Origin of the sequence: Paraburkholderia hiiakae, assembly GCF_904848665.1 — a bacterium.
Classification (GTDB): Bacteria; Pseudomonadota; Gammaproteobacteria; order Burkholderiales; family Burkholderiaceae; genus Paraburkholderia; species Paraburkholderia hiiakae.
Window position 1 is genome coordinate 385,206 of record NZ_CAJHCQ010000005.1, and the last position, 26,319, is coordinate 411,524.

The following is a 26,319-nucleotide window of genomic DNA, read 5'->3' on the forward strand; positions in this document are numbered from 1 at the left end:
GAATATTCGTCCGCGCTTTCTCTGAGCGCGTCGTCCGCGCTTTTTCTCCATTTCCGATCTGAAATCCGGCGCGTTGCCTGGCGCAAACGCGCTAGCGCCCCGTTTTCATTCGCGCCTGACGAACGTTCGGTACATGTTCGTTTACGCTCGCCTTTCGTCCGAGATTTTGCAAAATCGAATCTTTACTTTTTCGTTCGTGTTCGATAAATTTCGAATTCGAACATTTTAAGGTTCGTTTTTCTTTCAGGGACACAGCAGGGTGACTCAACAGAACCGGTACGATCTGCTCGTCGTGGGCGGCGGGATCAACGGCGCGGGTATCGCGCGCGACGCGGCCGGCCGCGGGTTGTCGGTGCTCCTTTGCGAGCAGGACGACCTCGCCTCGCATACCTCGTCGTCCAGCACCAAGCTGATTCACGGCGGGCTGCGCTATCTCGAGTACAAGGAATTCGGGCTCGTGCGCAAGGCGTTGCAGGAGCGTGAAACGTTGCTGCGCGCGGCGCCCCACATCATGTGGCCGTTGCGTTTCGTCATGCCGCACATGCCGAACCTGCGTCCGGCGTGGCTCATTCGCATGGGCCTGTTCCTCTACGATCATCTGGCGAAGCGCGAACTGCTGCCGGGCTCGCGCGGCATCGACATGCGCCGCCATGCGGCGGGTGAGCCACTCATCGATTCGATCCGGCGCGGCTTTGTGTATTCGGACGGCTGGGTCGACGACGCGCGCCTCGTCGTGCTCAACGCGCTCGACGCGCAAGAGCGCGGCGCGCAAATCCTCACGCGCACGAAGCTGGTATCCGCCGTGCGCACGAATGTCGCGAACGGTGCGCATAGCGAATGGCAGGCGCTCCTGCGCCGCCCGGACGGCAGCACCTTCGACGTGCGCGCGCGCGCTATCGCCAATGCGGCCGGCCCGTGGGTGGGCGACGTGCTGCACGGCGCGCTGGGGCGCGGCGCGCAGCACAGCGTGCGCCTCGTGAAAGGCAGCCATATCGTGACGAAGCGTCTCTTCGATCACGACCACGCGTACATCTTCCAGAACCCGGACAAGCGCATCATCTTCGCGATTCCGTACGAGCATGACTTCACGCTGATCGGCACGACCGACGTGGAGTATCGCAACGACCCCGCGAAGGTGTCGATCGACGGCGACGAAACGCGCTATCTGTGCGAGTCGATCAACCGCTATTTCAAGCGCAAGATCTCGCCCGCCGACGTGCAATGGACCTACTCGGGCGTGCGTCCGCTGCTCGAGGAAGAGGGCGCGGAGAATGCGTCCGCCGTCACGCGCGACTACAAGCTCGAATTCGACGAAACCGCTGGCGCGCCGCTGCTTTCGGTGTTCGGCGGCAAGATCACGACCTTCCGCAAACTTGCGGAAGAGGCTTCGGACATGCTGTGCCGCGCGCTCGACCACACCGCGCCTTCGTGGACCGCGGGCGCGCCGTTGCCCGGCGGCGATATCGCGAACGCGCGTTTCGAGCCTTTCGCGCAGGCATTCGCGAAGCGCCATGCGTGGCTGCCTGCCGCGCTTGCGCGCCGCTACGCGCGCGCGTACGGCACGCGCGCCGAACGTCTCGTGGGCAACGCGCAATCGCTCGCGGGCCTCGGCGTCGAAATCGCGCCTGGCATCTACGAGGCCGAATTGCGCTACCTGCGCGCCGCCGAATGGGCCACGCGCGCCGAAGACGTGCTGTGGCGCCGCTCCAAGCTCGGCCTGCATGTCGCACCGGGCACGCTCAATGGCGTGGCCGCCGCAATCGATCACTGGTTTGCCGCAACAAGCGCGACGGCGACCGCGCAGCACTGAAGTTCGCCGGCATCACGCAGCAAGGTAAAGCACGTACCCCCACGCACCGTCCCCCGCGGCGCGTAATCACAACTAGTACACACGGAGATGAGAGACATGCAGGAACAGTACATTCTTGCGCTCGACCAGGGCACCACGAGTTCGCGCGCCATGCTTTTCGACCGCCAGGGCAACATCGTTTCGATCGCCCAGAAGGAATTCGAGCAGATTTATCCGCAGCCGGGCTGGGTCGAGCACGATCCGCAGGAAATCTGGTCGACGCAGGCCGGCGTGGCCGCCGAGGCCGTCACGCGTGCGGGCATGAACGGCACCAACATCGCCGCGATCGGCATTACGAACCAGCGCGAGACGACCATTGTCTGGGACCGGGAAACGGGCCATCCCATCTATAACGCCATCGTGTGGCAGGACCGCCGCACGGCCGACTTCTGCGACTCGCTCAAGGCGCGCGGCCTCGAAGAGAAGGTGCGCGCGAAGACCGGCCTGCCGATCGATTCGTACTTCTCGGCCACCAAGATCCGCTGGATTCTCGACAACGTGCCCGGCGCACGCGAAAAAGCGCGTCAGGGCAAGCTCGCGTTCGGCACCGTGGACAGCTGGCTCGTGTGGAACTTCACGAAGCACGAACTGCACGTGACCGACGTGACGAACGCGTCGCGCACCATGCTCTTCAATATTCACACGCGCCAATGGGACGACGAGCTGCTGGACGCGCTCGAAATTCCGCGCAGCATGCTGCCCGAAGTCCGTTCGTCATCCGAAATTTATGGTCCGACCAAGACCACGGTGTTCGCCTCGAAGATTCCGCTGGCGGGCATCGCGGGTGACCAGCAGGCCGCGATGTTCGGCCAGATGTGCACGAGCACGGGCATGGTGAAGAACACCTATGGCACGGGCTGCTTCCTGATGATGAACACAGGCACGAAGCCCATCGAGTCGAAGAACAACCTCGTGACGACGATTGCCTGGCAGATCGGCGACGAGGTCAACTACGCGCTCGAAGGCAGCATCTTCATTGCGGGCGCGGTAGTGCAGTGGTTGCGCGACGGCATGGGGATCATCAAGAGCGCGCCGGAAATCGAGGCGCTCGCCGCGAGCGTGCCGCATACGGATGGCGTGTACCTCGTGCCGGCCTTCGCGGGCCTCGGCGCACCGCACTGGAACGCGCGCGCACGCGGCACGCTGTTCGGCGTGACGCGTGGCACGACCTCGGCACATCTCGCGCGTGCGGCACTCGATTCGATCGCATACCAGTCGCTCGACGTGCTGGCCGCGATGGAAGCGGATTCGGGTATCAGCGTGGGCGAGTTGCGCGTGGACGGGGGCGCGAGCGCAAACAATCTGCTCATGCAGTTCCAGGCCGACCTGCTCGGCGTGGATGCAGTACGCCCGAAGATTACCGAAACCACGGCGCTCGGCGCGGCCTACCTCGCAGGCCTCGCAACGGGCTACTGGCAGAACGTCGGCGAGTTGCAGAGCCAGTGGAAGCTCGACCGGCGCTTCGCTCCGTCGATGCAAGCGGCGCAGGTCGACGTCTGCCGCGCGGGCTGGCAGCGCGCAGTGCGTGCGGCCAAGGCCTGGGCGGACGACTCGCACTGAGTCGCACAATCCGTTTTTTTCTATTTCAAAGCATAACTAACTAACATAACCCGCGGCGGGATTGCATGCGCTATGTGCGCATGCACCGCGCGGGCAGAGAGAGACTACGACAATCATGTCACCCTATATTGCGGAATTCATCGGGACGGCCATTCTCGTGCTGCTAGGTAACGGCGCTGTTGCCAACGTGTTGCTCGCGAAAACGAAGGGCAAGGGCGCCGACCTCATCGTCATTGTGATGGGCTGGGCCATGGCCGTATTCGTGGCGGTCTACGTGACGGCCTCGTTCAGCGGAGCACACCTCAACCCCATCGTGACGATCAGCCTCGCGCTGGCGGGCAAGTTCGCATGGTCGAAGGTCGGCGGTTATATCGCGGCGCAAATGCTCGGCGGCATGGCGGGCGCACTGCTCGTGTGGCTCGCCTATCGACAGCACTTCGCGAACGAAGCCGATCCGGATATCAAGCTCGCGGTGTTTTGCACGGCGCCCGCGATTCGCAGCAAACGGCACAACGTGCTGACGGAAGCGATCTGCACCTTCGTGCTGATCCTCGGCGTGCTCTATCTGGCTTCGCCGCAGGTGGGACTCGGCGCGCTCGATGCGCTGCCCGTGGGCCTGCTTGTGCTCGGCATCGGCATTTCGCTCGGCGGCCCGACCGGCTACGCGATGAGCCCGGCGCGCGATCTCTCGCCGCGCATCATGCACGCGCTGCTGCCCATTCCGGGCAAGCGTGACAGTGACTGGCGCTATGCCTGGATTCCGGTGTTCGGGCCGCTCGCCGGCGGCGCGGCTGCGGCCGGTCTCTATCATTACCTGCACGCGATGCACTGACACCTGTCGCGCCTGCGTCATAGGCGCGTTGCAGTGCACAAAGCCCGCGAACGTCAAGGCGTTCGCGGGCTTTTGTTTTTCCGCGCACCCATGGCGCATCACGCTTCAAAGGGCGCGATCCGGTTTCGTTATCGCCCCATGCGGCTTTCGGATTGTTCGGCTATCGCGGCGCGCCTATATTGGCTGTCAACGATGCATTCCAATATCAGGAGACGCCGCATGAAGCTGGTCCGTTGGGGCAGTAGGGGAGCTGAAAAGCCGGGTGTGATCGATAACGAGGGGCGCGTGCGCGATCTCTCCGGTGTCACGCCGGACGTGGCCGGCAAGAACCTCGGCGCGGCTGTGCTGCGTGAAATCGCGGCACTCGATCTCACCACCTTGCCGCTCGTTCCCGCGAATATCCGCCTCGGCCCGTGCGTGGGCGGCGTCGGCAAGATCGTCTGCGTGGGCCTGAACTACTCCGACCACGCCGCCGAATCGAACATGCCCGTGCCCAAGGAGCCCGTGCTCTTCCTCAAGGCGACGAGTTCCATCACTGGTCCCAACGACGACGTGCTGATTCCCCCGGGAGCGAAGAAGGTCGACTGGGAAGTCGAGCTAGGCGTGGTGATCGGCGAGGAAGCGCGCAACGTGCCGCGCGAGCGCGCGCTCGATTATGTGGCCGGTTATTGCGTGGTCAACGATGTTTCCGAGCGCGAATGGCAGATCGAGCGCGGCGGCCAGTGGGACAAGGGCAAGGGCTACGACACCTTCGCACCGCTCGGCCCCTGGCTCGTTACGCGCGACGAAGTCGCCGACCCGCAGGCGCTCGACATGTGGCTCGAAGTCGACGGCAAGCGCTACCAGAACGGCAACACGCGCACGATGATCTTCGACGTGCCCACGCTCGTTTCCTATATCAGCCAGTTCATGAGCCTGCAGCCCGGCGATGTGATCTCGACGGGCACGCCGCCGGGCGTGGGCATGGGGCAGAAGCCCGAGCCCGTCTATCTGCGCGCGGGTCAGACCATGCGACTGGGGGTGAGCGGGCTCGGCGAACAACAGCAACGCCTCGTGGCGGAACAAGGAGGGCAGGCGCAATGAATCAACTGGATCTGAACAATCGCGTGATGGTGGTGACGGGCGGCGCACGCGGTCTGGGCTACGCCGTGGCACAACGTGCACTGCGTTCGGGCGCGGCGGTCGCGCTGTGGGACATCGACGCCGAACGGCTCGAACGCGCGCGCAGCGAGTTGTCGGAGCTTGGCAACGTTTCGGTGGTGAAGGTCGAATTGACCGATGAAGCTTCGGTCGAGGCAGCCGCACAGCAAACCGTGAAGACACACGGCGCGATTCACGCGCTGGTGAACAGCGCAGGCATTACGGGTGGCAATGGCCTCACATGGGAACTGCCCGTGGACGTGTGGCGCCGCGTGATCGAAGTGAATCTGATCGGCAGCTACCTCACCTGCCGCGCCGTGGTGCCGCGCATGATCGAGCAGGGGTATGGGCGCATCGTCAATATCGCTTCCGTGGCTGGCAAGGAAGGCAATCCGAATGCTTCGCACTACAGTGCATCGAAGGCGGGTCTCATCGGGCTGACCAAGTCGCTTGGCAAGGAGCTTGCCACGAAGGGCGTGCTCGTCAATGCCGTGACGCCGGCGGCGGCCAAGACCGAGATTTTCGATTCGATGTCGCAGCAGCATATCGACTACATGCTCGCAAAGATCCCGATGAACCGCTTCCTCATGCCAGACGAGGCGGCTTCGATGATCGTGTGGCTCACGACGGAAGACTGCGCTTTCAGCACCGGCTCGGTGTTCGATCTTTCGGGCGGGCGCGCGACGTATTGAGGCGGGAAGCATGACCCGCGCGCATGGGCCTGATTGAGCGCGCGGGAACACGATAACGGCGCAGTGGTAATAAACAAGCGCCGACAGGAGACATCGATGTCGATCGAGGCACCCACCCTGGCAGAAGCCGCTGGCCGCAAGGCTATGCGCCGCCTCTTGCCTTTCCTGCTCTTGATGTACGTGCTCGCGTTTCTCGACCGCGCGAATATTGGCTTCGCGCAAAAGGCGCTGCAGCACGATACGGGCCTTTCAGACGCGGCATTCGCTTTCGGCGCGGGCGTGTTCTTCGTCGGCTACGCGCTTTTCGAAGTGCCGAGCAATCTCGCGCTGCACCGCGTGGGCGCGCGGATCTGGATGTGCCGCATCATGGTCACGTGGGGCCTGATTTCCGCCGCAATGGCGTGGGTGCAGTCGCCCACCTCGTTCTATGTGCTGCGATTCCTGCTGGGCGTGGCCGAAGCGGGTTTCTTCCCCGGCATCATCTATTACCTCACGCAGTGGTTTCCGCAGTCCTCGCGTGCGCGCGCCATCGGCGTGTTTTATTTCGGCGCGCCGCTTGCATTCATCTTCGGCGGCCCATTGTCAGGACTTCTGATCGACATGCACGGCACCTTCGGGCTGGCGGGCTGGAAGTGGCTCTTTCTCGTGGAGGGGGCCCTCGCCTCGGCGGTGGGTGTGTGGGCCTTCTGGTATCTCGTCGACAAGCCGGAGGACGCGCGCTGGCTGAACGCAGACGAACGCCGCGCGCTTTCCAGCGCAATCCAGCTCGATGCGCGCGAGGCCGCTGCGCACGGTCCGCGCGATGCGCTCGCCGCGTTGTTCGACCGCCGCGTGCTCGCCTATGCCGGCATCTATGCGCTGATCCAGATGAGCGTGTACGGCGTGATCTTCTTTCTGCCGCAACAGGTGGCTTCGCTCGTGGGCGCGTCCGTGGGGTTGAAGGTGGGCCTGCTCGCGGCCGTGCCCTGGCTGTGCGCCGTGGCGCTCACGTGGATCGTGCCGCGCCGTGCGGATCGCCTGGGCGGCCATCGTATATGGGCTGCGCGCCTGCTCGTGATGTCGGGTGTCGGCATTGCGGTCTCGGGCCTGGCGGGAGGCCTTGGCGGCACAGCGGGCGCGATCGTCGCGATGATCGGCCTGTGTTGTGCCGCGAGCGGTTTCATCGCGGCGCAGCCGCTGTTCTGGACCTTCCCGGCGCGCGACCTTGCGGGCGCGGCCTCGGCCAGCGGCATTGCGCTCATCAATTCGCTCGGCGGTCTGGGTGGTTTCGTCGCGCCGATGCTGCGCGCCGCCGCTGACCGAAACTTCACTTCACACGCGGCGGGCCTCGAACTGCTCGGCCTTGCGAGCATTGCCGCCGCGCTGCTCATTCTTATCGTCGCGCCGCGCGCCGTTACGCCGGCGGCTCGTTCGTTCGAGCCGTCCGTGCGGCGCGCGCGTTAATCCACTACACAGGAGCTACGTCACATGGCCATGCCAACCATCAAACACGTGCGAGCCTTCACCGTGCGCGGCGGCGGCGCCGACTATCACGATCAACCCGACGGCCACTGGATCGACGACCATATTTCCACGCCCATGGCGCGCTATCCCGAGTATCGTCAGAGCCGCCGCTCGTTCGGCATCGATGTGCTCGGTACGCTCGTCGTGGAAGTGGAGGCAAGCGACGGCACCGTGGGTTTTGCCGTGACCACGGGCGGCGAGATTGGCGCGTTCATCGTCGAGAAGCATCTCGCGCGCTTTCTGGAAGGGCAGCGCGTGACCGACATCGAAAAGATGTGGGATCAGATGTACTACGCCACGCTCTACTATGGCCGCAAGGGCGTCGTGCTCAACACGATCTCGGGCGTCGATCTCGCGCTGTGGGACTTGCTCGGGCAGATCCGCAAGGAGCCGGTGTATCAACTGCTCGGCGGCCCCGTGCGCGACGAGCTGATGTTCTACGCGACCGGTGCGCGCCCCGACCTCGCGAAAGAAATGGGCTTCATCGGCGGCAAGCTGCCCCTCCTGCACGGTCCGGCCGAAGGTGAGGAGGGCCTCAGAAAGAATCTCGAACTGCTTGCCACCATGCGCGAGCGCGTGGGCGACGACTTCTGGCTCATGTACGACTGCTGGATGAGCCTCGACGTGCGCTATGCCACGCGCTTGGCCCAAGCCGCGAAGGAGTACGACCTCAAGTGGATCGAGGAATGCTTGCCGCCCGACGACTACTGGGGCTATGCCGAACTGCGCCGCAATGTGCCGCGCGGCATGATGGTCTCCACGGGCGAACACGAGGCCACGCGCTGGGGCTTTCGCATGCTGCTGGAAATGGGCTGTTGCGACCTGATCCAGCCCGACGTGAACTGGTGCGGCGGCATGACCGAACTCATCAAGATCTCGGCGCTCGCCGACGCGCACAACGTGCTGGTCGTGCCGCATGGCTCGTCGGTGTACAGCTATCACTTCGTCGTGACGCGCCATAACTCGCCGTTCGCGGAATTCCTCATGATGGCGCCGAAGGCCGACAAGGTGGTGCCGATGTTCACGCCGCTCCTGCTCGACGAACCGGTGCCGGTGAAGGGCAGGCTCAAGGTGCCGGACGCGCCCGGCTTCGGCGTTCGACTTAATCCGGACTGCAAACTTTCGCGTCCTTACACACACTAAGCGCAGGGAAAGCGCGCTAATCGAGGCTCATCCAAAGCTACGAGGAGAAACACGTGCTGCTCAAGGACAAAGTGGTGATCGTCACCGGCGGGTCGCGCGGCATTGGCCGCGCCATCGCGATTGCAAGCGCCCGGGAGGGTGCCGATGTCGCGATCAACTACTGGGGCGACAACGACGCCTCGTACGGCCGCCGCTCGGCGATCGACGAGGTGCTGGGCGAGATCGAGCGGCTAGGGCGCCGCGCGATTGCGCTGGAAGGCAACGTGGCCGCGCCGCAAACCGGCGTAGATCTCGTGCGCCAGACGGTGGAGCGCTTCGGCAAGGTCGATGTGCTTGCAAGCAATGCGGGTATCTGCCCGTTCCACTCGTTTCTCGATATGCCGCCCGCCGTGCTCGAACGCACGATAGGTGTGAACCTGAACGGCGCGTTCTATGTGACCCAGGCCGTTGCGCGGCAAATGAAGGAGCAAGGCACGGGCGGCGCAATCGTGGCGACGAGTTCGATCAGCGCGCTCGTGGGCGGCGGCATGCAGACGCACTACACGCCCACCAAAGCCGGTGTGCATTCGCTCATGCAGTCGTGCGCGATTGCGCTCGGACCCTATGGCATACGCTGCAATTCGGTGATGCCCGGCACCATCGCCACCGATCTGAACGCCGAAGATTTGAGCGACGAAAGCAAACGTGAGTACTTCGAAAAGCGCATTCCGCTGGGGCGGCTGGGCGCACCCGAGGACGTGGCCGAATGCGTGGTGTTTCTCGCCTCGGACCGCGCGCGCTATGTGACGGGCGCAGCGCTGCTCGTCGACGGCGGGCTCTTCGTGAATCTGCAATGAGCCCAGGGAAAACGTATCAATGAGGCGCGAGCGCGGCCGCGTGCGAACCACCGTGAGCGATATCGTCCATCTTGAAGGGCTGCGAAAAGCGCCGCAGCAAGCCGACGAAATGCTCGGCGGGCTCGGCGAGCGGCTCGTTCTTGCGCGTGAGCACGCCGTAGCCCGGCAGGCTCTTGCCGATTTCGAGCGGCAGCACGACGAGCAGTTTGCCACGCACATGGTCGCGCACGACCGGCTCGGGCAGCATGGCCACGGCGTCGAAGCTTTCGAGCAGTTGCAGGGTGGCGAAGATCGAAGCCGACTCCGTGAGATTGGCCGGTGTGCCAAGACCCGCGCGTGCGAGTTCGCCTTCGAAGAGTTCGCGCGCGGGGCTCGCAATGGGCTGCGCGACCCACGGCCAGTCCATCAGTTCCGCGAGCGTGACCTGCTCGCGCCGGGCAAGCGGATGGCGCGCGCGCACGACGAGCACGAGCGTTTCGCGCGCGATCGGCTCGAAGCTGAAATCGTTGTGCTGCAGCGGCGAGGTGAGGCGCCCGAGCGCGAGATCGACTTCGCGGCGATGCAGCAGTTGCACGACCTGGTCGCTCGTTTCGCCGAGGATGCGCACGTGCAACAGCGGCCGCTCGGTCTTGAGCGTGGCGACGGCTTGCGCGAGCAAGTCGGGCGCCGCGCCCATGATCGCGCCGACGGTCAGTTGACCGTGGCCGCCGCGGCGCTTCACGTCGAGGTCTTCGGCAAAGCGGGTGAGTTCGGCGAGCGCGCGGCGTGCGTAGGCGAGCGTGACGACGCCAAGCGCAGTGGGCTGCATGCCGCGCGCGTTGCGCTCGAAAAGCCGGAAGCCGAACGCTTCTTCGATGTCGCTCAGCATGCGGCTCGCGCTGGGCTGGGCGACGTTGATGGCATCGGCGGCTTGATGAACGTTGCGCGCGTCGTCGAGTGCGACGAGCAGGGCGAGGTGTTTGAATCTGAGCCGGTTGACGAGTGCGACGACAGCAGTTTGATGATTCATGGAGCGATCCGGTTTGTGCATCGCCCGATCCCAACATCGGATTGGTTGGCTATCGATGCGGGAATTATAGTCGGATCACAACGCGGCTAACCACGTAAAAACGCGTGCCGTTGGGCGCTGCGATGCCAGGGCAAACACCGAGGCAACGCACGCCCAAATCGAAAAAGCGGCATAAGCGCACGACGTAACAAGGCTGGACGGAGACACGATCATGGAGACAATTGCGTTTCGCATGCAGCTCGATCCCGGCAAGCGGGACGAATACGAGCGGCGTCACCGCGCAATCTGGCCCGAACTCGCGAGCGCGTTGCGCGATGCGGGCGTGAAGAACTACCGCATCTTTCTTGACGAAGCGACGCATCATCTCTTCGCCGTGCTCGAACGCCCCGACGATCACACCATGGACGCGCTGCCCGAGTTGCCCGTCATGCGCAAATGGTGGGATTACATGGCCGACATCATGCAGACCGACGCGCATAACGTGCCGCTGCAACAGCCACTCGTGCAGGTCTTTCATTTGCCATGAGCACACGCGAGGAACATGCCATGCAGGTCGTCGATCCGCACGTCCACTTCTGGAACCTCGATACGCATCATTACCCGTGGCTCGCGAATCCGGGCACGTCGTTCGTGGGCGATGCGCGCGAACTCAAGCACAACTACCTGCCTGACGACTTGCTGCGGGAGGCCGGCGACATCGACGTGCTCAAGGTCGTGCACGTCGAGGCGAATCACGATCCGGAAGATCCGGTGGAAGAAACGCGCTGGCTGGAGGCGATTGCGGACAACGCAGCCAATGCGGGGGAAGCACGCGCATTGCCTGACGCCATCGTGGCTGCATGCGACCTGAGCGCGCCCAACGCGAGCGCGGTACTCGAAGCGCACGCCGCGTTTGCTCGCACGCGCGGCATTCGCCAGATTCTCAACGTTCACGAAAACAAGCTCTACGACTACGTGGGCCGGCACTACATGCGCGAGACAACGTGGCGTGAGAACTTCGCGCTGCTGGAAAAGCATGGTCTTTCGTTCGACCTGCAACTCTATCCCGCGCAAATGGAAGAGGCGGCCGCACTCGCGCGTGCGCATCCCGGCATTCAACTCGTGATCAACCACGCGGGTATGTTCGTCGACCGCAACAGTGTGGCGGGCTATCGCGCGTGGCGCGAAGGCCTGCGCTTGCTCGCGGCATGCCCGAACGTGGCCGTGAAAATCAGCGGACTGGCGATGTTCGACCATGCGTGGAGCGTCGAAAGCCTGCGCCCTTATGTGCTGGAAACGATCGACGCGTTCGGCGCGGATCGCGCGATGTTCGCCTCGAACTTTCCGGTGGACCGCCTGTTCGGCGGCTATTCGAAGCTTTGGCATGCGTATGCGTCGATCGTGAGCGGCGCGAGCGAGAGCGAGCACGCAGCGCTATTTCGCGGCAACGCTGAACGTATCTACCGCATTTGAGTGTGCGCGCAACGACATGGAGACAGGCGTGGAAGCAGAAGATAAAGTCAGGGCCGGCGACACTCCGCGGCTCGAACTGCGTAACGCGAGCAAATCGTTTGGGCGCGTGCGCGCGCTCATCGACGGCAGCTTGAGGCTCATGCCCGGCGAGGTGCACGCGCTGCTCGGCGAGAACGGGGCCGGCAAGTCGACGCTCGTGAAGATTCTCGCGGGCGTGCACCAGCCAGATGGCGGCGAAATGCGCATCGACGGCGTGGCGCGCGCATTCGCGACGCCTGCCCAGGCGCGCGACGCTGGCCTCGCGGTGATTTATCAGGAGCCCACACTGTTCTTCGATCTTTCGATTGCGGAGAACATCTACATGGGCCGTCAGCCGGTGGATCGCGTGGGCCGTATCGACTTCGACACGATGCATCGCGAAGTGGCGGCACTGCTCGAATCGCTCGGTGTCGAACTGAAGCCCGAGCGGCTCGTGCGCGGCCTTTCGATTGCGGACCAGCAGGTGATCGAGATTGCGAAGGCGCTTTCGCTCAACGCGAACGTGCTCATCATGGACGAGCCTACTGCCGCGCTTTCACTGCCCGAAGTCGAGCGGCTCTTTACGATTGCACGCACGTTGCGCGACCGGGGCGTGGCGATCCTCTTTATCACACACCGGCTCGAAGAAGTGTTCGCGCTCACGCAGCACGTGACGATCATGCGCGACGGCGCCAAGGTGTTCGACGCGCCCACGGCCACGCTCAAGACTCAGGACATCGTCGCGAAGATGGTGGGGCGCGACCTCGCCACGTTCTACCCGAAGGCCGACGTGGAGCCCGGCGACGTGATGCTGCGCGTGCGCGGCCTCACGCGCCGCGGCGTATTCAAGGACATTTCGTTCGACGTGCGCAAAGGCGAGATCGTCGCGCTCGCGGGACTCGTGGGCGCGGGGCGCAGCGAAGTGGCGCGCGCGATATTCGGCATCGACCCGTGCGATGCGGGGCAGGTTCAGATCGCGGGCAAACCGCTCGCGTCCGGCATGCCCGCTGCTGCTGTGAAAGCAGGACTTGCGCTCGTGCCGGAGGACCGGCGTCAGCAAGGTCTTGCGCTCGAACTGAGCATTGCGCGCAATGCGTCGCTCACGGTGCTCGGGCGGCTCGTACGCTTTGGCCTCATCTCTACCGGGCGTGAAATGCAGCTTGCCGGGCAGTGGGGCACGCGCCTGCGGCTGAAGGCGGGTGATCTGAACGCACCCGTGGGCACGCTTTCGGGCGGCAACCAGCAGAAGGTGGTGCTCGGCAAATGGCTCGCGACGGGGCCGAAGGTGCTCATCATCGACGAACCGACGCGCGGCATCGACGTGGGCGCGAAGGCGGAAGTCTACGGCGCACTCGCGGAACTCGTGAAAGAGGGTATGGCCGTGCTGATGATTTCGAGCGAACTGCCCGAAGTGCTCGGCATGGCAGACCGCGTGCTCGTCATGCACGAAGGCCGCATCACCGCCGATATCGCACGTGCCGACGCCAACGAAGAGCGCATCATGAGCGCCGCGCTCGGCGAGACCAACATTCATCTGGGGCACGCCGCATGATGCGCCATTCCACCTCTCCTCATCCCTTGCACGGCGACGGGCCGAATGCACAGCGGCAGCGGCGCAACGCGGGCGCGTGGGCCGAAGCGCTGGCGCGCAGCCGCGAGACCACGCTCTTTGTGGTCCTGTTGCTGATCGTCGGCGGCACGGCGCTCGCACGGCCGCAATTCCTCAACCTGCAGAATCTGCGTGACGTGCTGCTCAACGTCTCCATCGTGAGCTTGCTCACGGCGGGCATGACGATCGTGATCTTGATGCGCCATATCGATCTCTCGATCGGCTCGACGGTCGGGATCAGCGCCTATGGCGTGGGCAGTCTCTATGTGGCGTTCCCGCATATGCCCGTGCTCGTGGCGCTTGTGGCGGGGCTTGCCATCGGGATCGTTGCGGGCGCAATCAATGCGTTGCTCGTGGCCGTGGGGCGTGTGCCGTCGCTCGTTGCGACGCTTTCCACGCTCTACATCTTCCGCGGCGCCGATTACGCGTGGGTGCACGGCGGGCAGATCAATGCAACGAGCCTGCCTGATGCGTATTCGCGGCTCGCCACGGGCTCGGTGCTCGGCATTCCAGTGCTGGCGCTCATCGCGCTCGTGCTGCTCGCTGGGCTTTCCGTGTATTTGAAGCAGTTTCGGCCGGGCCGCGAGTACTACGCGATCGGCTCGAACCCGGAAGCGGCGCGGCTTGCTGGCATCAACGTGGAGCGCCGTGTCGCTACGGGCTTTCTGATTAGCGGCGCGATAGCTGGCCTGGCTGGCGCGCTGTGGCTCGCTCGTTTCGGCACCGTCGACGCAAGCACCGCGAAGGGCATCGAGCTGCAAGTGGTCGCGGCCGCCGTGGTCGGCAGCGTGGCGATCACGGGCGGCGTGGGCACGATCCTCGGCGCGACGCTCGGCGCGCTCGTGCTGGGCGTGATCAGCATCGCGCTCGTGGTGCTGCACGTCTCGCCATTCTGGGAACAGGCGATTCAAGGCGCGCTGATCGTGGCCGCCATCGCCGCCGATACGCTGCTCGCCCGCTCTGTGGCAAAACGCATGATGAGGAAACGCGACCATGGCTAAGAACGCCCCGAAACCCGACGCCGCGCTGCTCACGCGCAAGCCCGGCTTGCCGCTTGGCTGGGAAGCGCTGCTCGTCATCATTCTCGTTGCATCGCTGGTGGCGGGGCGCGTGCTCTCATCCGTGTTCCTCTCGGGCGCGAACATTAGCAACGTGCTCGCCGATCTCACCGAAGTCGCGCTTATGGCGTTGCCGATGACGCTCATCATCGTTGCCGCCGAAATCGATCTTTCCGTCGCCTCGGTGCTCGGCGCATCGAGCGCCTTGCTGGGCGTGCTTTGGCACATGGGCTTGCCGATGCCGGTCGCGATGGCGCTCGTGCTCGTGGCGGGCGGCTTCGCGGGCCTCTTCAACGGGCTCGTGATCGTGAAGCTCAATCTGCCGTCCCTCGCGGTGACGATCGGCACGCTCGCGCTCTTTCGCGGGCTGGCTTACGTGCTGCTTGGCGACCAGGCGATTGCCGACTTTCCGCCGGGCTATACGCTTTTTGGCATGAGCAACCTGGGCAGCACCTTCATTCCGTTGCCGTTTCTGATCGTCGCAGCGTGCGCCATCGTGTTCACGATACTGCTGCAGGCCACGGCGTTCGGCCGCAGCCTCTACGCCATTGGCGCGAACAGCACGGCGGCGTCGTTCTCGGGCATCGACGTGCCGAAGATCAAGCTGCGGCTGTTCGTGATGTCGGGCGTGATGAGCGCGCTCGCGGGCATTGTCTATACGCTGCGCTTCACCAGCGCGCGCGGCGACAACGGTGAGGGCTTCGAGCTTTCGGTGATCGCGGCGGTGTTGTTTGGCGGTGTGAGCATTTTCGGCGGGCGCGGGTCGATGTATGGCGTGCTGCTCTCGCTCCTGATCGTAGGTGTGCTGAAGAATGCGCTCACGCTCGTCGATGTATCGAGCGAGACGCTCACGATCGTGACGGGCGCGCTGCTGCTGGCGTCGGTGCTGATCCCGAATCTCGCGGCGCGCTGGCGCCTGCTTCGCGACCGGCGCGCGCTTGCGCGGGCGGCTTGAACGTGGTGTGAAAGAGGGCAAGGAAGTCAAGAGGCAGTCAATCAACCGGATGCGTCCGGTACCCATCGAGGAGACGATTCATGAGAAAGCCAGTACGTCACGTGTGCACGGCCTTGCTGTGCGCGATGCTAGTGGGAGGCGGTGTCGCGGCGCATGCGGCCGGCATCAAGGATGGGCTGAAGATCGCATTTGTGCCCAAGCAGATCAACAACCCCTACGAGGTGATCGCCGATAACGGCGGCATGGACGCCATCAAGGAGTTCAAGGGCGACGGCAAGGTGGTCGGGCCATCGGACGCGGGCGCGTCCTCGCAGGTCTCGTACATCAATACGCTCACCACGCAGCACCAGGACGCGATCGTCATCGCGGCCAATGATGCGAACGCGCTCGTGCCGTATTTGAAGCGTGCGATGGATCAAGGCATCAAGGTCGTCACGTTCGACTCGGACACGGCGCCGGAAGGGCGGCAGATCTTCGTGAACCAGGCGAATGCGGAGAGTATTGGCCGCGGCCAGATCCAGCTCGTTTCGAAGCTGATGGGCGGCGAGGGCGAGTTCGCGATTCTCTCGGCCACGCCCAACGCGACGAACCAGAATACCTGGATCAAGTGGATGCAGGAAGAACTGAAGAAGCCCGAGTATTCGAAGATGAAGCTCGTGAAGATCGCCTACGGCAACGACGACGACCAGAAGTCGTTCGTCGAAACACAGGGCTTGCTGCAGGCGTATCCGAACCTGAAGGCGATCGTTGCGCCCACATCGGTCGGTATTGCGGCGGCGGCGCGCTACATTTCTTCGTCGCCGAGCAAGGGCAAGGTGGCGGTGACGGGCCTCGGCACGCCTAACCAGATGCGCGCGTTCGTGAAGAACGGCACCGTGAAGGCGTTCCAGCTTTGGGATCCGGGTGCACTGGGTTATCTGGCTGCGTACGCTGCGGCCAATCTTGCTTCGGGCACGATCACGGGCAAGGAAGGCGAGTCCTTTGATGCGGGTAAGCTCGGCAAGCGCACGATCGGCAAGAGCGGTGAAGTGATTCTCGGGCCGCCCACGACATTCGACGCTTCGAATATCGATAACTTCAACTTCTGATTTTCATTGCTCATTAGATTGACGTGGTGTGATGAACGACCCGGCTCTGCCGGGTCGTTTGCTATGGGCTGTTCGAATCGGGCTTCGGCGTTGCGCGCGGTGGCAAGGGCTGAGGCTCCGCCGCCATCCCCTCCACCGGGTAAAGATTGAGAAACGATCTCGCCTCATCCATCGAGCGACTCGCAAGCCAGTTTTCATACTCGGAAACCGGCACGATCACCACGGAACGTTTCTCATCCCCGGGTTTGTGAAAGCGTTTCATCAGCGGATGCTCGCTCGCATTGACCGTGAGCATCGTGAACGAGTACGCGCGGCCGGCCTCGCCCTCATCCCACTCGCGCCATAAGCCGGCAATGGCGAACGGCGCGGCGTCGGCGAGACCAATACGCCAGCGCACCGCCTTGCCGGTCTCGTAGTTCGGCTCGAAAAACGCCGCGCACGGTACTGATAAGATGGATGCTATGGACGCGTAACGTACGATATTCAAGGTATGGACATGTTTGTGACAGGGAGGCCTCAATGGCAACGCTGGAGCACGTTCATCAAATCCCCATGCGTGTCAGTATCGAGCATGGAGAGGTATCTTATGCGCGGCACAGCACTGCGATCGAAGTGCGTGGCCTCCCACAAGTCTTCTGGTCTGACGCCTCCCCGTGGCAGGAAGCCAATGCTTGGGCCGCAGAGCGAATGAGCTGCGGCGCCGTTGCCTTGTCCACGGTTGAGTCCAACATGCGTGCCCTTAGCGACTATGCAAACTTCTTGGAATCAAAGGGGCTCACATGGTTTACGTTCCCGATCCGAAAGGCTGATCGCTGTCTTGTGCAATATCGCGGGGCATTAGTTGACGCGAGGACCCGCGGAGCGATCAGCCCATCCACCGCATCACAGCGAATGCGTGCCGTCATCCAGTTTTATCGCTGGACGCGGGCGAGGCGAATACTTTCGAATGCGGCACCGCTGTGGCAGGACCGGACGGTCCACATCAGATTGTTCGACGCTACCGGCTTTGAACGCACGCTTACACGGGTGACGACGGATTTGGCGATCCAGTGCCGAACGCGGCACGGCGAACGATTGGAGGGTGGACTACTGCCTATTTCTCCTGCGGACCGGGAAGCGATACTGACGTTTGCCGAAAGCCACGCATCGATCGAACTGTATCTGATGCTTGCCATCGGCTTTTTCACAGGCATGCGCCTCGGCACAATTTGCGACCTCAAGGTTGCAACGCTTCAGCATGTAACGCCAGATCCGACAGCGCCGGGTCTATGTCGGCTTGCCGTCGGACCTGGCGGGGTTCCACCGGTGCACACTAAATTCGGTGTAACTGGCCAGGTCTGGATACCTCAATCGTTGCTCACCTGCCTGCTTGACTACGCCACGAGCGCCCGTCGTTTTTCGCGAGAAGCAAAGGCCGCAGCGCCAGAAAAAGGGACGTTGTTTCTGACTCGATATGGCAATACCTACGGCCGAAGCGGGTCCGATCGGTCGTCGCCCGTCAACGTTGAAATGGCAAGATTGCGTACTGCTGGTACTCGTACGGGCCTTCGTGTGCTCAGGAGTTTCCGTTTTCACCAAACTCGCTGCACCTTCGCAACTGAACTCGCGCGTATGGCTATCGCAGCGGGTGGAGTAATCAATGCTATCGCAATCGTCAAGGATGCGTTGCTGCATGGTGACGAGGCAACCGCGTTTCGCTATATCAAGTTCGTTCAGAAGACGCCAATGAAGGCTGCGATGGCTGACGATTTTACGCGCGCGTTTTGTGGAATCGAACAGGCATGTAAGAGGGGGGCTAGCCATGAGTAAGCGCGTGCTACCGGATCTCACCTTCCCAATGGTTGAGTATGGAGTATTGGAGGAGCCGTGGGACCTACTTTCCCTGTTGTATCGCGGCGGCGCAGCCTGCAAAGTCAAGGAGGTGGCCCAACTTATTGAACGACGGAGATTGGGTGCATTGCGTCGAGAGCGCGTTGAGCTTGTAACGGAGATCCATGGCGTTCTTGCCGACCAACTTGTGGCTGGTGGCAGTAAGAATACGGCAAAGGCGCGAATACATACCATTCGCCGGTTTTTCGCCTGGATAGACAATTTTGACGCCTCGGTCAGCCTGGAGACGGTCGTGACTGTCTTCTTGGGTTGGACAGATCACCTCCTGCTCAGACAGCGAAACAAAAGCCTGACTGAAGCCACCACATATAGTTGGGCCACGATCGTAGCTTCTGTACTCGATCAGGTGCTCGGCAGGACAACGAGTATCCTGAAAGACAGTCGAATTCGAAAGCCCCGCGACACCGGGATTCGGCAAGCGATTTCTTCGGAACCCCACGACCTGACGGAGATATGTGCTTTTGGACACATCTTGACAGATATCTGTGTCGCCCTGACTACCGACACTATTTTTGGGCCGTTGCCGGTACGCATCCCATTGCGCGATGGCCACACGATCGAGGAATGGTCGGGCTTGCCTGATCCACTGGTGACCTCAAGTCCCATCCTCACGAAACAGGGACGCGAGACATGGGCAGCCAAGGCGACGCCTCAAGCCAGGCGGGCTGTCCTCAATTTGCGAATCGAAGCCGAGATGCTGACGTTCATCGCGCAGACCGGTATGAATTCGACCCAGGCGTCCCGGATGCGCGTGACTCAATTTCACTACTCTAGTCACCTTGATGGCTATCAGGTCCGCCAATTCAAGGACCGTCGGCAAGGCGAAGTTGCGTTCGAGATCTTCGCGGAATATCGCGAAATGTTCGAGCGCTATCTGGCCTGGAGAGCGGCCAATTTTCCGAGTGAGCCTGATGGCCTTCTGTTTCCCATTTTGATCATGAGGCGCTTACAGGATGAGCCTCCTAGCTTCTACATGGTCAGGAAGATCTGCACGAAGTTGGGCAGGCGCTATGTACCACCAAGGTCGCTTCGTAGCGCTCGCGTCAATTGGCTACTTCGTGCCTCACACGACCCGGCGCTAACGGCAGAAATGGCGCAACACACTAAGGAGACAATGTTCCGTCACTATGCGAAGCCCGATCTTCAAGTCGCCATCGTGGAGATCGTGCGTTTCCACCAGAAGCACGAACCGTTAGTCTCACCGCCCGCTCCTGGCGAATGTGTGGGAACTGGCCCATTGCCCTTTCCCGACATACCTTCAGGGGCTGCCGCGCCAGATTGCATAGCAAGCGCAGGCTGCTTGTTTTGCAGCCATCATCGTGATATCGATAGTGAGGATCACGTCTGGTCGCTTGCGAGCTATCGTCATTTGAAGTCACTTGAACTTGCGAAATACCACCCTCCAGCCCATCGGCTCAAAACAGCACCTTTGCATCCAGCCGCGATCGCTGTCGACAGGCTGACCGCAAAACTGTCGTTTTTCGAACGAAGTAATGTCCAACGTGAACAATGGGTGAAGGAATCCATCGCACGTACTGAGGAAGGCGACTATCACCCGGCTTGGGACGCATTCATCCAAATGGCAGAGATGCGCCATGGCAATTAGTGTGTCCCTGCTTCGACTCGCTATCGAATCGCCACTTGCTGTTCCGGGGGCGCCCAACTTTCGGCCGCCAAAGTGGCCGCCGAATCCTGACTGGCCCGTTGTCGTTGGTCCCGGGGGCGAAGTCGTCAGCCGATGGGGCGATCCAATTTGGCGGCTTGATCCCTGGGCCGGAAGGCCGATTCCGATAAATTTCGGCGATGGCCCGCGAGGCAGGATTAAGATTGACCCAGCCAATGCCGATCTTTTGCGCATTTTGGCTGGATGGTGGCTCTATGGGCGGAACGGCGTTCGGTCGCCACAGACGTTTAGGGTTAATTTTGGCGTGATTCGGCCGCTTTTCGAGTTGTGTTCGCGAGAAGGCATATCGGCCGCAGATCTTGCCCGATATCCGCGCACAATCGAGCAGCTACTTGGTCTGCTAAAGGCGGGTAGCCTAGCCCGGCTTTTGCCGATACTCCACGCGTGCTACGAGCAGCGTGATCTGATCGGCTATACGTTGCTCGACCGAGCCGCGCTGGCACGATTTGCAGCGTCTGTTCCTGACCACGAGAAGCGGCAAACACTTTATATTCCGCCGAGAATCTGGCGTTATCAGGTGATGCGCCTTCGCGAGTGCCTCGATGATTTTCTGGCCCATAAGGAGAAAGTGCAGGAGTGCTTCGAGTTCTGCTTACAAGCATATGCTCGCAACTTCGGAGCGCCGGCAGTCGCATCGAGTGCGTCTTGGAAGGCGCCTTTCCAACAGCCGAAGAGGGTGACTGGTGGCAGGTCTCGCAAGACATATTTGGGTCCGTTTGCTTTGACCGCCAAGAAGTTCGGCATCGACGAACTGTTGCTGCGTTGGGTTGATCGGCGTGCGCGAAAAAGTGACAGCGTGACGCTCGGTGTTGATTCCTTCTCGAAATACTTGACGCTCGTCAGCCGGGTCGGCCTTGCGTATGTGACCAACTTTTCGCTCATGCGCGTCGACGAGGCTTGGAATCTACGAACTGATTGCCTCAAGGTGGAGCACGACCCCAACCTCGGTTCGATCTATACACTGTGTGGCCCAACGACAAAGACGCTGCACGCGGAGCGAGCGGTCTGGATCACATCGCCGTCGGCCAAGGTGGCAGTTGATGCGATGTCCGTCGTAGCAAGGCTTCGATCGGCGTGCGCCAAACTGCATCCTACGCTCCCTCCGGACCACATCGAGGCGAGCGACATCCCCTTTTTGCAAACATATGTCTATGAGCCGTGGGCAACGGGTAGGGAAGGAAATTGGCAGTATCAGGTCAGGCGCGATTCCGAACACTACCGATCAATTGTTCGTCGCTACCCCAAATTATTCGACGTTGAGGCTTTGCGGATTACGCAGCGTGACATCGAATTGGCTCGGCTGGTTACCCCGACGATAGATTCAAGCATATATGCGGTTGGGAGAATTTGGAGGTTCACATGGCACCAATTGCGCCGAACGGGTGCCGTGAATATGCAAGCGTCAGGCCTGGTATCGGATGCTTCCCTTCAATTTCAATTGAAGCATGTGACCCGCGCAATGAGTTTGTACTACGGACGTGGCTTTTCCAGGGTTAGACTTGAGGAGGGGGCGGAGACTCTCTACGTCCGTACATTGTATGAGACCCTCGGCAGAGAGCTATCACAGCTTGCCGACGACCGTTTCGTAAGTCCGCACGGGGAAAAGCGGAAACAGGAGATTGTGCGGTTTATTGATCCTAACGACGCGAAGAAGCTCGCTGCATTTGCTCGACAAGGTGCTATCGGGTGTCGCGAAATCATTCTCGGGTACTGCACTTACCGCGATCCGTGTCCTTATGGCGGAGTAGATTCCGTCGCACACTGCGGTGGTGGCGACGAGATCAACGGCAAGGCGTGCCCGGACGTCCTGTACGACGCTGAAAATTGCGAGCAGGTGAAAAACCTCGACCGGTTGCTTGGCGAACGATTGCTTACCGCGCCTGATGGAAGCCCATTGCGGGATTCGCTTGAGGCGCAACGGCGGAGCATAAGGAACTATCTAAATGCCATTGACAGCACCGGATAGCGGGCGAGCACGTTCTGCGGAAGCAGAATACCGAGCAGCCTTTGAACGCCTCAAGAAAGGCAAACCTGAGCGTCTGCCATTGAGCATGCCAGTCAGCCAGAATAACGTGGCGCGGGAGGCCGGATGTGATCCTAGTGCGCTGAAGAAGTCTCGATTTCCCGCGTTGATTGCCGAAATCCAGCAATACCTCGTCGAACATGGTGGCGAAAAACCGGCGTCTGCGCGCCAAACAAAGCTGGCTCAACGGAAGAAAACACGCAGCCTGCGAGAGCGTATTGAGGCAATTGCGCGGCAACGAGATCAAGCTGTATCCATGTTGAACGAGGCAAATCTGACAATCCTGGAACTTGTCGATCGCGTGGCGGAGCTCGAGGCGAAACTGCCCCCCGACAATGTACGGCCGCTGCGTCAACGATAGCAGGAGATCGCCGTCGCACCGTCCCGTGGACTGGGCTTGTGCTCGGCGCCGAACACTTTTGCCTCGCCACTCGTAGTGATCAGTGCTGTTGCGGATGGCTTACCGATACGTTGGCACGCCGCGATTGATATGCACGCTGCCATTGCGCATGCATAGACCTCGCGCAGTCACTGGTTGGACGTTCGCTATCACGTCTCGACGCTAGTCGTGTGGCCGGTGCGCGGTGGATGGCATGAACACGGCCCCGAAGGAGCATCGTCGATTGGCTCCTCGCTTGAGACACCATCCTCTCTCCGGCGGAATACGTGAGGTGGGGCAGAATGGTGGCTTGCCCTGTTGACGGACTCTAACGTGGTCGGCAAAGTGTCCCTTTACCCTACCGGCTCTCTGTATGACCCGCAACCATCGTGAACGCACCCGCGAGGAAGTCAACGTGCTGCGTCGGGCTTTCTACGAAAGGTGCGGTCGAGGCAAACTGACGACCGCTCGGACGAGGGCAAGCAACGCTTACCTAGGAGCATGCCTGTGAACCCGGAACTGACTGCGCAGCTGTACGAGCGCTACCCTTTAATTTTCGCGCGCCGGCCGCCCCTGAACTGCGGCGATGGCTGGTTCGACCTGCTTGACAAGCTGTGCTCGAGCCTACACAACGAGACGACGCAGAACGGCGCCCTGCAGGTGATCGCCAGCCAGGTCAGAGAAAAATTCGGCGGCCTGCGCTTTGGCGCGGGTCCCGCCAACGAGCGCCAGCGCGGCATGATTGACATGGCCGAAGCCATCAGCAGCCGGATCTGCGAGGTGTGTGGCCACCGGGGAAAAACCATCGGGCCGGCGTGGTTCCGAACCCGCTGCGAAGCTCACGCGCACAGCGAGATACCCTATGACGACGCGTCGCTTGGCCGACCCGTTACACCGATGCCAGGGCGTGGTACGCACTGAGAACCGCTTGCCCCATGCTACTCTTTCTCGATACCGAATACAGTGGCCTCGGTCAGCGGTGTACCCGGCTCATCAGTCTCGCGCTCGTGGCCGAAGATGGCTCGCGCGAGTTCTATGTTGAGTTGGCCGATACTTGGACGCCCGCTGAGTGCACTCCGTTCGTGCAGCGCAAAGTGCTGCCGCTGCTCACCGGCCCGCGCGTGCCTCGTGCCAAGGCAGGCGCCGCGCTGCGCGAATGGTTCAGCCAGGCGCCGCGCGCCGTGCAGGCCGCCTGCGGTTCGGAAACCGACTGGCATTTCCTGCTCGATCTGCTCGGCCAGCCGCTGCCGGCGAACCTTGCGGCGCACTACTACGATCTGCGCCCGCTGGTCGACACCACGGTCTACGATCGCACGGTGGCAGCGTACTACGGGGCGCATGCCCGCGAGCACCATGCCCTTGCCGACGCGCAGGCATACCGGCACGGCTGGCTCGCCTGGGCGGATGCTCGCAAGGCTGCCCCATCGGGCCAGTAATGGGCCGGGACCGGAACAATGAGCCGAAGCCGACGCACAACCCCGATCTTCGGGCACACCACAGTCGAGAGTGAGCGCGGCGACAAGAAGCGCTGGCATCAACGCTTCCGAGCCCATGAACGTGCCACCCTGGCGAGCGCAGCGCCCGACGCGCTGGCCGATCATGTGACGCTGCTGCGCAATGAAGCGGGTAACGTCTGGAGCATGGGCAAGGACGGCAAGTCCTGGTGGGCGCCCGGGCACCGGGTGCTGACGGCGGAGCGGATCGCCCGCGAACTGGGCTGCACCCCGCGTGAACGGGCTACGCTGAAAAAGCGCCTGTTGCGCAGGTGGATGGCGAAGTAACGGACGTTGCCGGGCATTTCCTGGGCGCACGCCGTATACCGCATGCGCAATCGCGTTTCGGCAGGCGCTGGATGTCACGCGTCGAGATAGTATGGAGGGTAGGGGCACGGCTCCTTTTCGGGTCACCCTCGCAGCTGCGTGTGATGGGAGCAATGATGGACAGGCTGACTGATCTGCGTGATGAACTGATGCACGACGACGAGTTTCGCAAAAGCTATGAATCGCGCACAAGGCTGGTTCAATACGGACACAGGGTTCGCCGCGCACGCGAAGCCAGTCAGCTGACACGGGCAGAACTGGCCGCTCAGCTGAACGTGACTGAGTCCGGCATCACCCGTCTCGAAAATGGCGAGGGTGTTGACGGACCGAGCGCCGGGATGAGACAGGCGCTGGCTCACGCACTGGTCATGCCGGATCTGAACAACGCACCATAGGGAATGCTCACCATGCAAGCTGCACCGACTGCACGTCAGTGGGACCAGGCGCGCCTTCGCATCAAGAACTTCATCGAGGGCCCCAATAGCGACATTGACCGCATGATCACGGCCGTGCTGGAAACCGGGGCGCTGACACCGGCCTTGAAAGCGGAATTTCCGCCGCTCGCGAGCAACGAACTGGCCCAGCGTGTGGAGGCCGCGGTGCGCGCGGCCATTCCGTTGCGGGAACATCACGGAACGTCAGGCACCGGGAAAGGTTCACGGATCGAGGGGCCGTCATGATGGAGAAACTGCCGGGCATCTCTCTCGCCGCAGCGCGCCGTGACGGTCGATGCGATGAACGAGGCCATCGCAGCGGCCACCGTTGCGGGAGAATGTCCTGCACACTTGAAGCTGGACAAGCATCGGCACAGGTCTCGTCGCGCAGCGGCTGTGCGGTGATCCGGAGTTGCTCGCCGTGGCGCGCGCGAACCTGGCGCGCTGGATACCGCTAAACCGCCGCGCGCAACCGTGGCTCAGTGAATGGCAGGCCGTGATGGACCAGGGGCTTGACGTCACGCTCGCGCTGATGACAGATCCCGGCGAGTACGCAACCGAAATGCGACAGTCGTCGCCATTCACTGGAATCCTGACGGAGGATGAGCGGCGCAACTTTCTCGCGGCGTGGCGGGCGCACCATTCTCGTGGGAAGCGGGGTTCGAAATTCTAAAGAGATGTACTTTCAAAGCTGGCGTTTCGAACCTTGAAACCACGAACGGGCTCACGATCATGCGCATTTTTGTCGACTGCGAGTTCACCGATTTCCTTGAGTGCGAACTCATCAGCATTGGGTTTGTGGCCGACGACGGACGCGTGTTCTACGGCGAGTGCTCGGAATACGATCCGGCCAGCTGTAATGAGTTTGTTCGCGCGGCCGTGCTTCCGCAACTCGGCCAGCATCCGGGGTGCGTGTTCACGCGCGAGACCTTGCGTGCAGCGCTTGTCGCGTGGCTGGACCAGTTCGACAGCGAGTCAGAGCGACTACTGTGTTTCGACTACGGCGGCGACTGGGACCTGCTGTGCGAGCTGCTCGACGGTCCGCCTCCTGGCTGGGATGCCGTGAACGTTGCCGGGCTGCTCGACCAGCGTCGTTGCGAAGACTATTATCGCGCGAACGGCGGTCGGCATCATGCGATCGCTGATGCTCGCGCGAAACGTTACGCGATTGTCGGGACTTGAGTCGCGGCCTGCGATTGAATTGTCTGGGTGGTACGGCCGCCTGAAATCACCTAGGACAAACGGCAGGCGCCGATTCTCTGATTTCGCTCACCTGCGCCGATGTGCTGGAACCGAACGCGGCACATATGCCCCCAGCCAGGCGCATCACTGGGCGGAGATCGGT

Annotated in this window: 27 protein-coding genes; 25 read left to right on the forward strand and 2 right to left on the reverse strand. The window is 62.2% G+C overall.

What is annotated here, in order from left to right:
* Positions 1-259 precede the first annotated feature (259 nt).
* The 8 genes from glpD to JMY28_RS12970 all read left to right on the forward strand — a co-directional run bounded on the left by glpD (position 260) and on the right by JMY28_RS12970 (position 9,555).
* Positions 260-1,810, forward strand: a complete 1,551-nt coding sequence (gene glpD, locus JMY28_RS12935) for a glycerol-3-phosphate dehydrogenase (protein WP_201696314.1) — start codon at positions 260-262, stop codon at positions 1,808-1,810.
* Positions 1,811-1,906: 96 nt separating this feature from the next.
* A complete protein-coding gene (gene glpK, locus JMY28_RS12940) occupies positions 1,907-3,409 on the forward strand; it encodes a glycerol kinase GlpK (RefSeq protein ID WP_201696315.1) in 1,503 nt (500 codons plus the stop codon).
* Between the two features lie 115 nt (positions 3,410-3,524).
* The gene (locus JMY28_RS12945; protein ID WP_028203061.1) at positions 3,525-4,241 is read left to right on the forward strand and encodes an MIP/aquaporin family protein; all 717 of its coding nucleotides are present in this window, start codon (positions 3,525-3,527) and stop codon (positions 4,239-4,241) included.
* 219 nt (positions 4,242-4,460) lie between these two features.
* On the forward strand, positions 4,461-5,324 hold the full coding sequence (locus JMY28_RS12950; protein ID WP_201696316.1) for a fumarylacetoacetate hydrolase family protein: 864 nt from the start codon (positions 4,461-4,463) through the stop codon (positions 5,322-5,324).
* Positions 5,321-6,073, forward strand: a complete 753-nt coding sequence (locus tag JMY28_RS12955; RefSeq protein ID WP_201696317.1) for an SDR family NAD(P)-dependent oxidoreductase — start codon at positions 5,321-5,323, stop codon at positions 6,071-6,073. Before JMY28_RS12950 ends, JMY28_RS12955 begins: the two co-directional genes overlap by 4 nt.
* Positions 6,074-6,169: 96 nt before the next feature.
* Positions 6,170-7,516, forward strand: coding sequence for an MFS transporter (locus JMY28_RS12960; protein WP_201696318.1), 1,347 nt, complete (start codon positions 6,170-6,172; stop codon positions 7,514-7,516).
* A 24-nt stretch (positions 7,517-7,540) separates the two neighbouring features.
* The gene (gene rhmD, locus JMY28_RS12965) at positions 7,541-8,719 is read left to right on the forward strand and encodes an L-rhamnonate dehydratase (protein ID WP_201696319.1); all 1,179 of its coding nucleotides are present in this window, start codon (positions 7,541-7,543) and stop codon (positions 8,717-8,719) included.
* Positions 8,720-8,772: 53 nt separating this feature from the next.
* Positions 8,773-9,555 (forward strand): SDR family NAD(P)-dependent oxidoreductase, encoded by a 783-nt coding sequence (locus JMY28_RS12970; protein WP_201696320.1) that lies wholly within the window; start codon positions 8,773-8,775, stop codon positions 9,553-9,555.
* 16 nt (positions 9,556-9,571) lie between these two features.
* On the opposite strand, the gene JMY28_RS12975 is transcribed toward JMY28_RS12970, so the two are convergent.
* Entirely contained in the window at positions 9,572-10,564 is a 993-nt protein-coding gene (locus JMY28_RS12975) for a LysR family transcriptional regulator (RefSeq protein WP_201696321.1), read from the reverse strand.
* 211 nt (positions 10,565-10,775) lie between these two features.
* On the opposite strand from JMY28_RS12975, the gene rhaM reads away from it, so the two are divergent.
* The 6 genes from rhaM to rhaS all read left to right on the forward strand — a co-directional run bounded on the left by rhaM (position 10,776) and on the right by rhaS (position 16,744).
* The gene (gene rhaM, locus JMY28_RS12980; protein WP_201696322.1) at positions 10,776-11,090 is read left to right on the forward strand and encodes an L-rhamnose mutarotase; all 315 of its coding nucleotides are present in this window, start codon (positions 10,776-10,778) and stop codon (positions 11,088-11,090) included.
* A 20-nt stretch (positions 11,091-11,110) separates the two neighbouring features.
* Positions 11,111-12,016, forward strand: a complete 906-nt coding sequence (locus JMY28_RS12985) for an amidohydrolase family protein (protein WP_201696373.1) — start codon at positions 11,111-11,113, stop codon at positions 12,014-12,016.
* 28 nt (positions 12,017-12,044) lie between these two features.
* Entirely contained in the window at positions 12,045-13,586 is a 1,542-nt protein-coding gene (locus JMY28_RS12990) for a sugar ABC transporter ATP-binding protein (RefSeq protein WP_236596828.1), read from the forward strand.
* Positions 13,583-14,644 (forward strand): ABC transporter permease, encoded by a 1,062-nt coding sequence (locus JMY28_RS12995; protein WP_201696324.1) that lies wholly within the window; start codon positions 13,583-13,585, stop codon positions 14,642-14,644. Before JMY28_RS12990 ends, JMY28_RS12995 begins: the two co-directional genes overlap by 4 nt.
* Positions 14,637-15,656: an ABC transporter permease gene (locus JMY28_RS13000; RefSeq protein ID WP_201696325.1), complete on the forward strand. Its 1,020-nt coding sequence runs from the start codon at positions 14,637-14,639 to the stop codon at positions 15,654-15,656. Before JMY28_RS12995 ends, JMY28_RS13000 begins: the two co-directional genes overlap by 8 nt.
* A gap of 80 nt (positions 15,657-15,736) precedes the next feature.
* Positions 15,737-16,744 (forward strand): rhamnose ABC transporter substrate-binding protein, encoded by a 1,008-nt coding sequence (rhaS, locus tag JMY28_RS13005; protein WP_201696326.1) that lies wholly within the window; start codon positions 15,737-15,739, stop codon positions 16,742-16,744.
* Between the two features lie 61 nt (positions 16,745-16,805).
* Here the strand turns inward: rhaS and JMY28_RS13010 are convergent, their stop codons facing one another.
* Complete coding sequence (locus JMY28_RS13010; RefSeq protein ID WP_201696327.1) at positions 16,806-17,270, reverse strand: SOS response-associated peptidase family protein; 465 nt, start codon at positions 17,268-17,270, stop codon at positions 16,806-16,808.
* Between JMY28_RS13010 and JMY28_RS13015 the strand changes: the two genes are divergently transcribed.
* The 11 genes from JMY28_RS13015 to JMY28_RS13065 all read left to right on the forward strand — a co-directional run bounded on the left by JMY28_RS13015 (position 17,264) and on the right by JMY28_RS13065 (position 26,156).
* A complete protein-coding gene (locus JMY28_RS13015; RefSeq protein WP_201696328.1) occupies positions 17,264-18,553 on the forward strand; it encodes a site-specific integrase in 1,290 nt (429 codons plus the stop codon). The two genes, JMY28_RS13010 and JMY28_RS13015, sit on opposite strands and share 7 nt — an antisense overlap.
* On the forward strand, positions 18,546-20,240 hold the full coding sequence (locus JMY28_RS13020; RefSeq protein WP_201696329.1) for a site-specific integrase: 1,695 nt from the start codon (positions 18,546-18,548) through the stop codon (positions 20,238-20,240). The genes JMY28_RS13015 and JMY28_RS13020 overlap by 8 nt, the downstream gene beginning before the upstream one ends.
* Positions 20,230-22,284, forward strand: a complete 2,055-nt coding sequence (locus JMY28_RS13025; RefSeq protein ID WP_201696330.1) for a site-specific integrase — start codon at positions 20,230-20,232, stop codon at positions 22,282-22,284. The genes JMY28_RS13020 and JMY28_RS13025 overlap by 11 nt, the downstream gene beginning before the upstream one ends.
* A complete protein-coding gene (locus tag JMY28_RS13030) occupies positions 22,262-22,702 on the forward strand; it encodes a hypothetical protein (RefSeq protein ID WP_201696331.1) in 441 nt (146 codons plus the stop codon). Before JMY28_RS13025 ends, JMY28_RS13030 begins: the two co-directional genes overlap by 23 nt.
* Before the next feature lie 525 nt (positions 22,703-23,227).
* Positions 23,228-23,641 carry a hypothetical protein gene (locus JMY28_RS13035; RefSeq protein WP_201696332.1) on the forward strand — a complete coding sequence of 138 codons (414 nt, stop codon included), beginning with the start codon at positions 23,228-23,230 and terminating at the stop codon, positions 23,639-23,641.
* 14 nt (positions 23,642-23,655) lie between these two features.
* Positions 23,656-24,156, forward strand: coding sequence for a hypothetical protein (locus JMY28_RS13040; protein ID WP_201696333.1), 501 nt, complete (start codon positions 23,656-23,658; stop codon positions 24,154-24,156).
* 18 nt (positions 24,157-24,174) lie between these two features.
* Entirely contained in the window at positions 24,175-24,501 is a 327-nt protein-coding gene (locus JMY28_RS13045; protein WP_201696334.1) for a hypothetical protein, read from the forward strand.
* A gap of 152 nt (positions 24,502-24,653) precedes the next feature.
* Positions 24,654-24,935: a helix-turn-helix domain-containing protein gene (locus JMY28_RS13050; protein ID WP_201696335.1), complete on the forward strand. Its 282-nt coding sequence runs from the start codon at positions 24,654-24,656 to the stop codon at positions 24,933-24,935.
* Positions 24,936-24,947: 12 nt separating this feature from the next.
* On the forward strand, positions 24,948-25,220 hold the full coding sequence (locus tag JMY28_RS13055) for a hypothetical protein (protein WP_201696336.1): 273 nt from the start codon (positions 24,948-24,950) through the stop codon (positions 25,218-25,220).
* Between the two features lie 175 nt (positions 25,221-25,395).
* A complete protein-coding gene (locus JMY28_RS13060) occupies positions 25,396-25,647 on the forward strand; it encodes a hypothetical protein (protein WP_201696337.1) in 252 nt (83 codons plus the stop codon).
* Positions 25,648-25,706: 59 nt separating this feature from the next.
* Positions 25,707-26,156 (forward strand): 3'-5' exoribonuclease, encoded by a 450-nt coding sequence (locus JMY28_RS13065; protein ID WP_201696338.1) that lies wholly within the window; start codon positions 25,707-25,709, stop codon positions 26,154-26,156.
* The last annotated feature ends 163 nt before the right edge of the window (positions 26,157-26,319 follow it).

Excerpts from the sequence above, each read along its gene's own strand:
- rhmD (WP_201696319.1), top strand. The coding sequence starts at position 7,541 with ATGGCCATGCCAACCATCAAACACGTGCGAGCCTTCACCGTGCGCGGC.
- JMY28_RS12975 (WP_201696321.1), bottom strand. The coding sequence starts at position 10,564 with ATGAATCATCAAACTGCTGTCGTCGCACTCGTCAACCGGCTCAGATTC.
- JMY28_RS12950 (WP_201696316.1), top strand. The coding sequence starts at position 4,461 with ATGAAGCTGGTCCGTTGGGGCAGTAGGGGAGCTGAAAAGCCGGGTGTG.
- JMY28_RS13000 (WP_201696325.1), top strand. The coding sequence starts at position 14,637 with ATGGCTAAGAACGCCCCGAAACCCGACGCCGCGCTGCTCACGCGCAAG.
- JMY28_RS13055 (WP_201696336.1), top strand. The coding sequence starts at position 24,948 with ATGCAAGCTGCACCGACTGCACGTCAGTGGGACCAGGCGCGCCTTCGC.
- JMY28_RS12995 (WP_201696324.1), top strand. The coding sequence starts at position 13,583 with ATGATGCGCCATTCCACCTCTCCTCATCCCTTGCACGGCGACGGGCCG.
- JMY28_RS13040 (WP_201696333.1), top strand. The coding sequence starts at position 23,656 with ATGCTACTCTTTCTCGATACCGAATACAGTGGCCTCGGTCAGCGGTGT.
- JMY28_RS12955 (WP_201696317.1), top strand. The coding sequence starts at position 5,321 with ATGAATCAACTGGATCTGAACAATCGCGTGATGGTGGTGACGGGCGGC.
- JMY28_RS13015 (WP_201696328.1), top strand. The coding sequence starts at position 17,264 with ATGGCAACGCTGGAGCACGTTCATCAAATCCCCATGCGTGTCAGTATC.
- JMY28_RS13025 (WP_201696330.1), top strand. The coding sequence starts at position 20,230 with ATGGCAATTAGTGTGTCCCTGCTTCGACTCGCTATCGAATCGCCACTT.
- rhaS (WP_201696326.1), top strand. The coding sequence starts at position 15,737 with ATGAGAAAGCCAGTACGTCACGTGTGCACGGCCTTGCTGTGCGCGATG.
- JMY28_RS12945 (WP_028203061.1), top strand. The coding sequence starts at position 3,525 with ATGTCACCCTATATTGCGGAATTCATCGGGACGGCCATTCTCGTGCTG.
- JMY28_RS13065 (WP_201696338.1), top strand. The coding sequence starts at position 25,707 with ATGCGCATTTTTGTCGACTGCGAGTTCACCGATTTCCTTGAGTGCGAA.
- JMY28_RS13030 (WP_201696331.1), top strand. The coding sequence starts at position 22,262 with ATGCCATTGACAGCACCGGATAGCGGGCGAGCACGTTCTGCGGAAGCA.
- JMY28_RS13050 (WP_201696335.1), top strand. The coding sequence starts at position 24,654 with ATGATGGACAGGCTGACTGATCTGCGTGATGAACTGATGCACGACGAC.
- JMY28_RS12985 (WP_201696373.1), top strand. The coding sequence starts at position 11,111 with ATGCAGGTCGTCGATCCGCACGTCCACTTCTGGAACCTCGATACGCAT.
- rhaM (WP_201696322.1), top strand. The coding sequence starts at position 10,776 with ATGGAGACAATTGCGTTTCGCATGCAGCTCGATCCCGGCAAGCGGGAC.
- JMY28_RS13045 (WP_201696334.1), top strand. The coding sequence starts at position 24,175 with ATGAGCCGAAGCCGACGCACAACCCCGATCTTCGGGCACACCACAGTC.
- JMY28_RS12960 (WP_201696318.1), top strand. The coding sequence starts at position 6,170 with ATGTCGATCGAGGCACCCACCCTGGCAGAAGCCGCTGGCCGCAAGGCT.
- JMY28_RS13020 (WP_201696329.1), top strand. The coding sequence starts at position 18,546 with ATGAGTAAGCGCGTGCTACCGGATCTCACCTTCCCAATGGTTGAGTAT.
- glpK (WP_201696315.1), top strand. The coding sequence starts at position 1,907 with ATGCAGGAACAGTACATTCTTGCGCTCGACCAGGGCACCACGAGTTCG.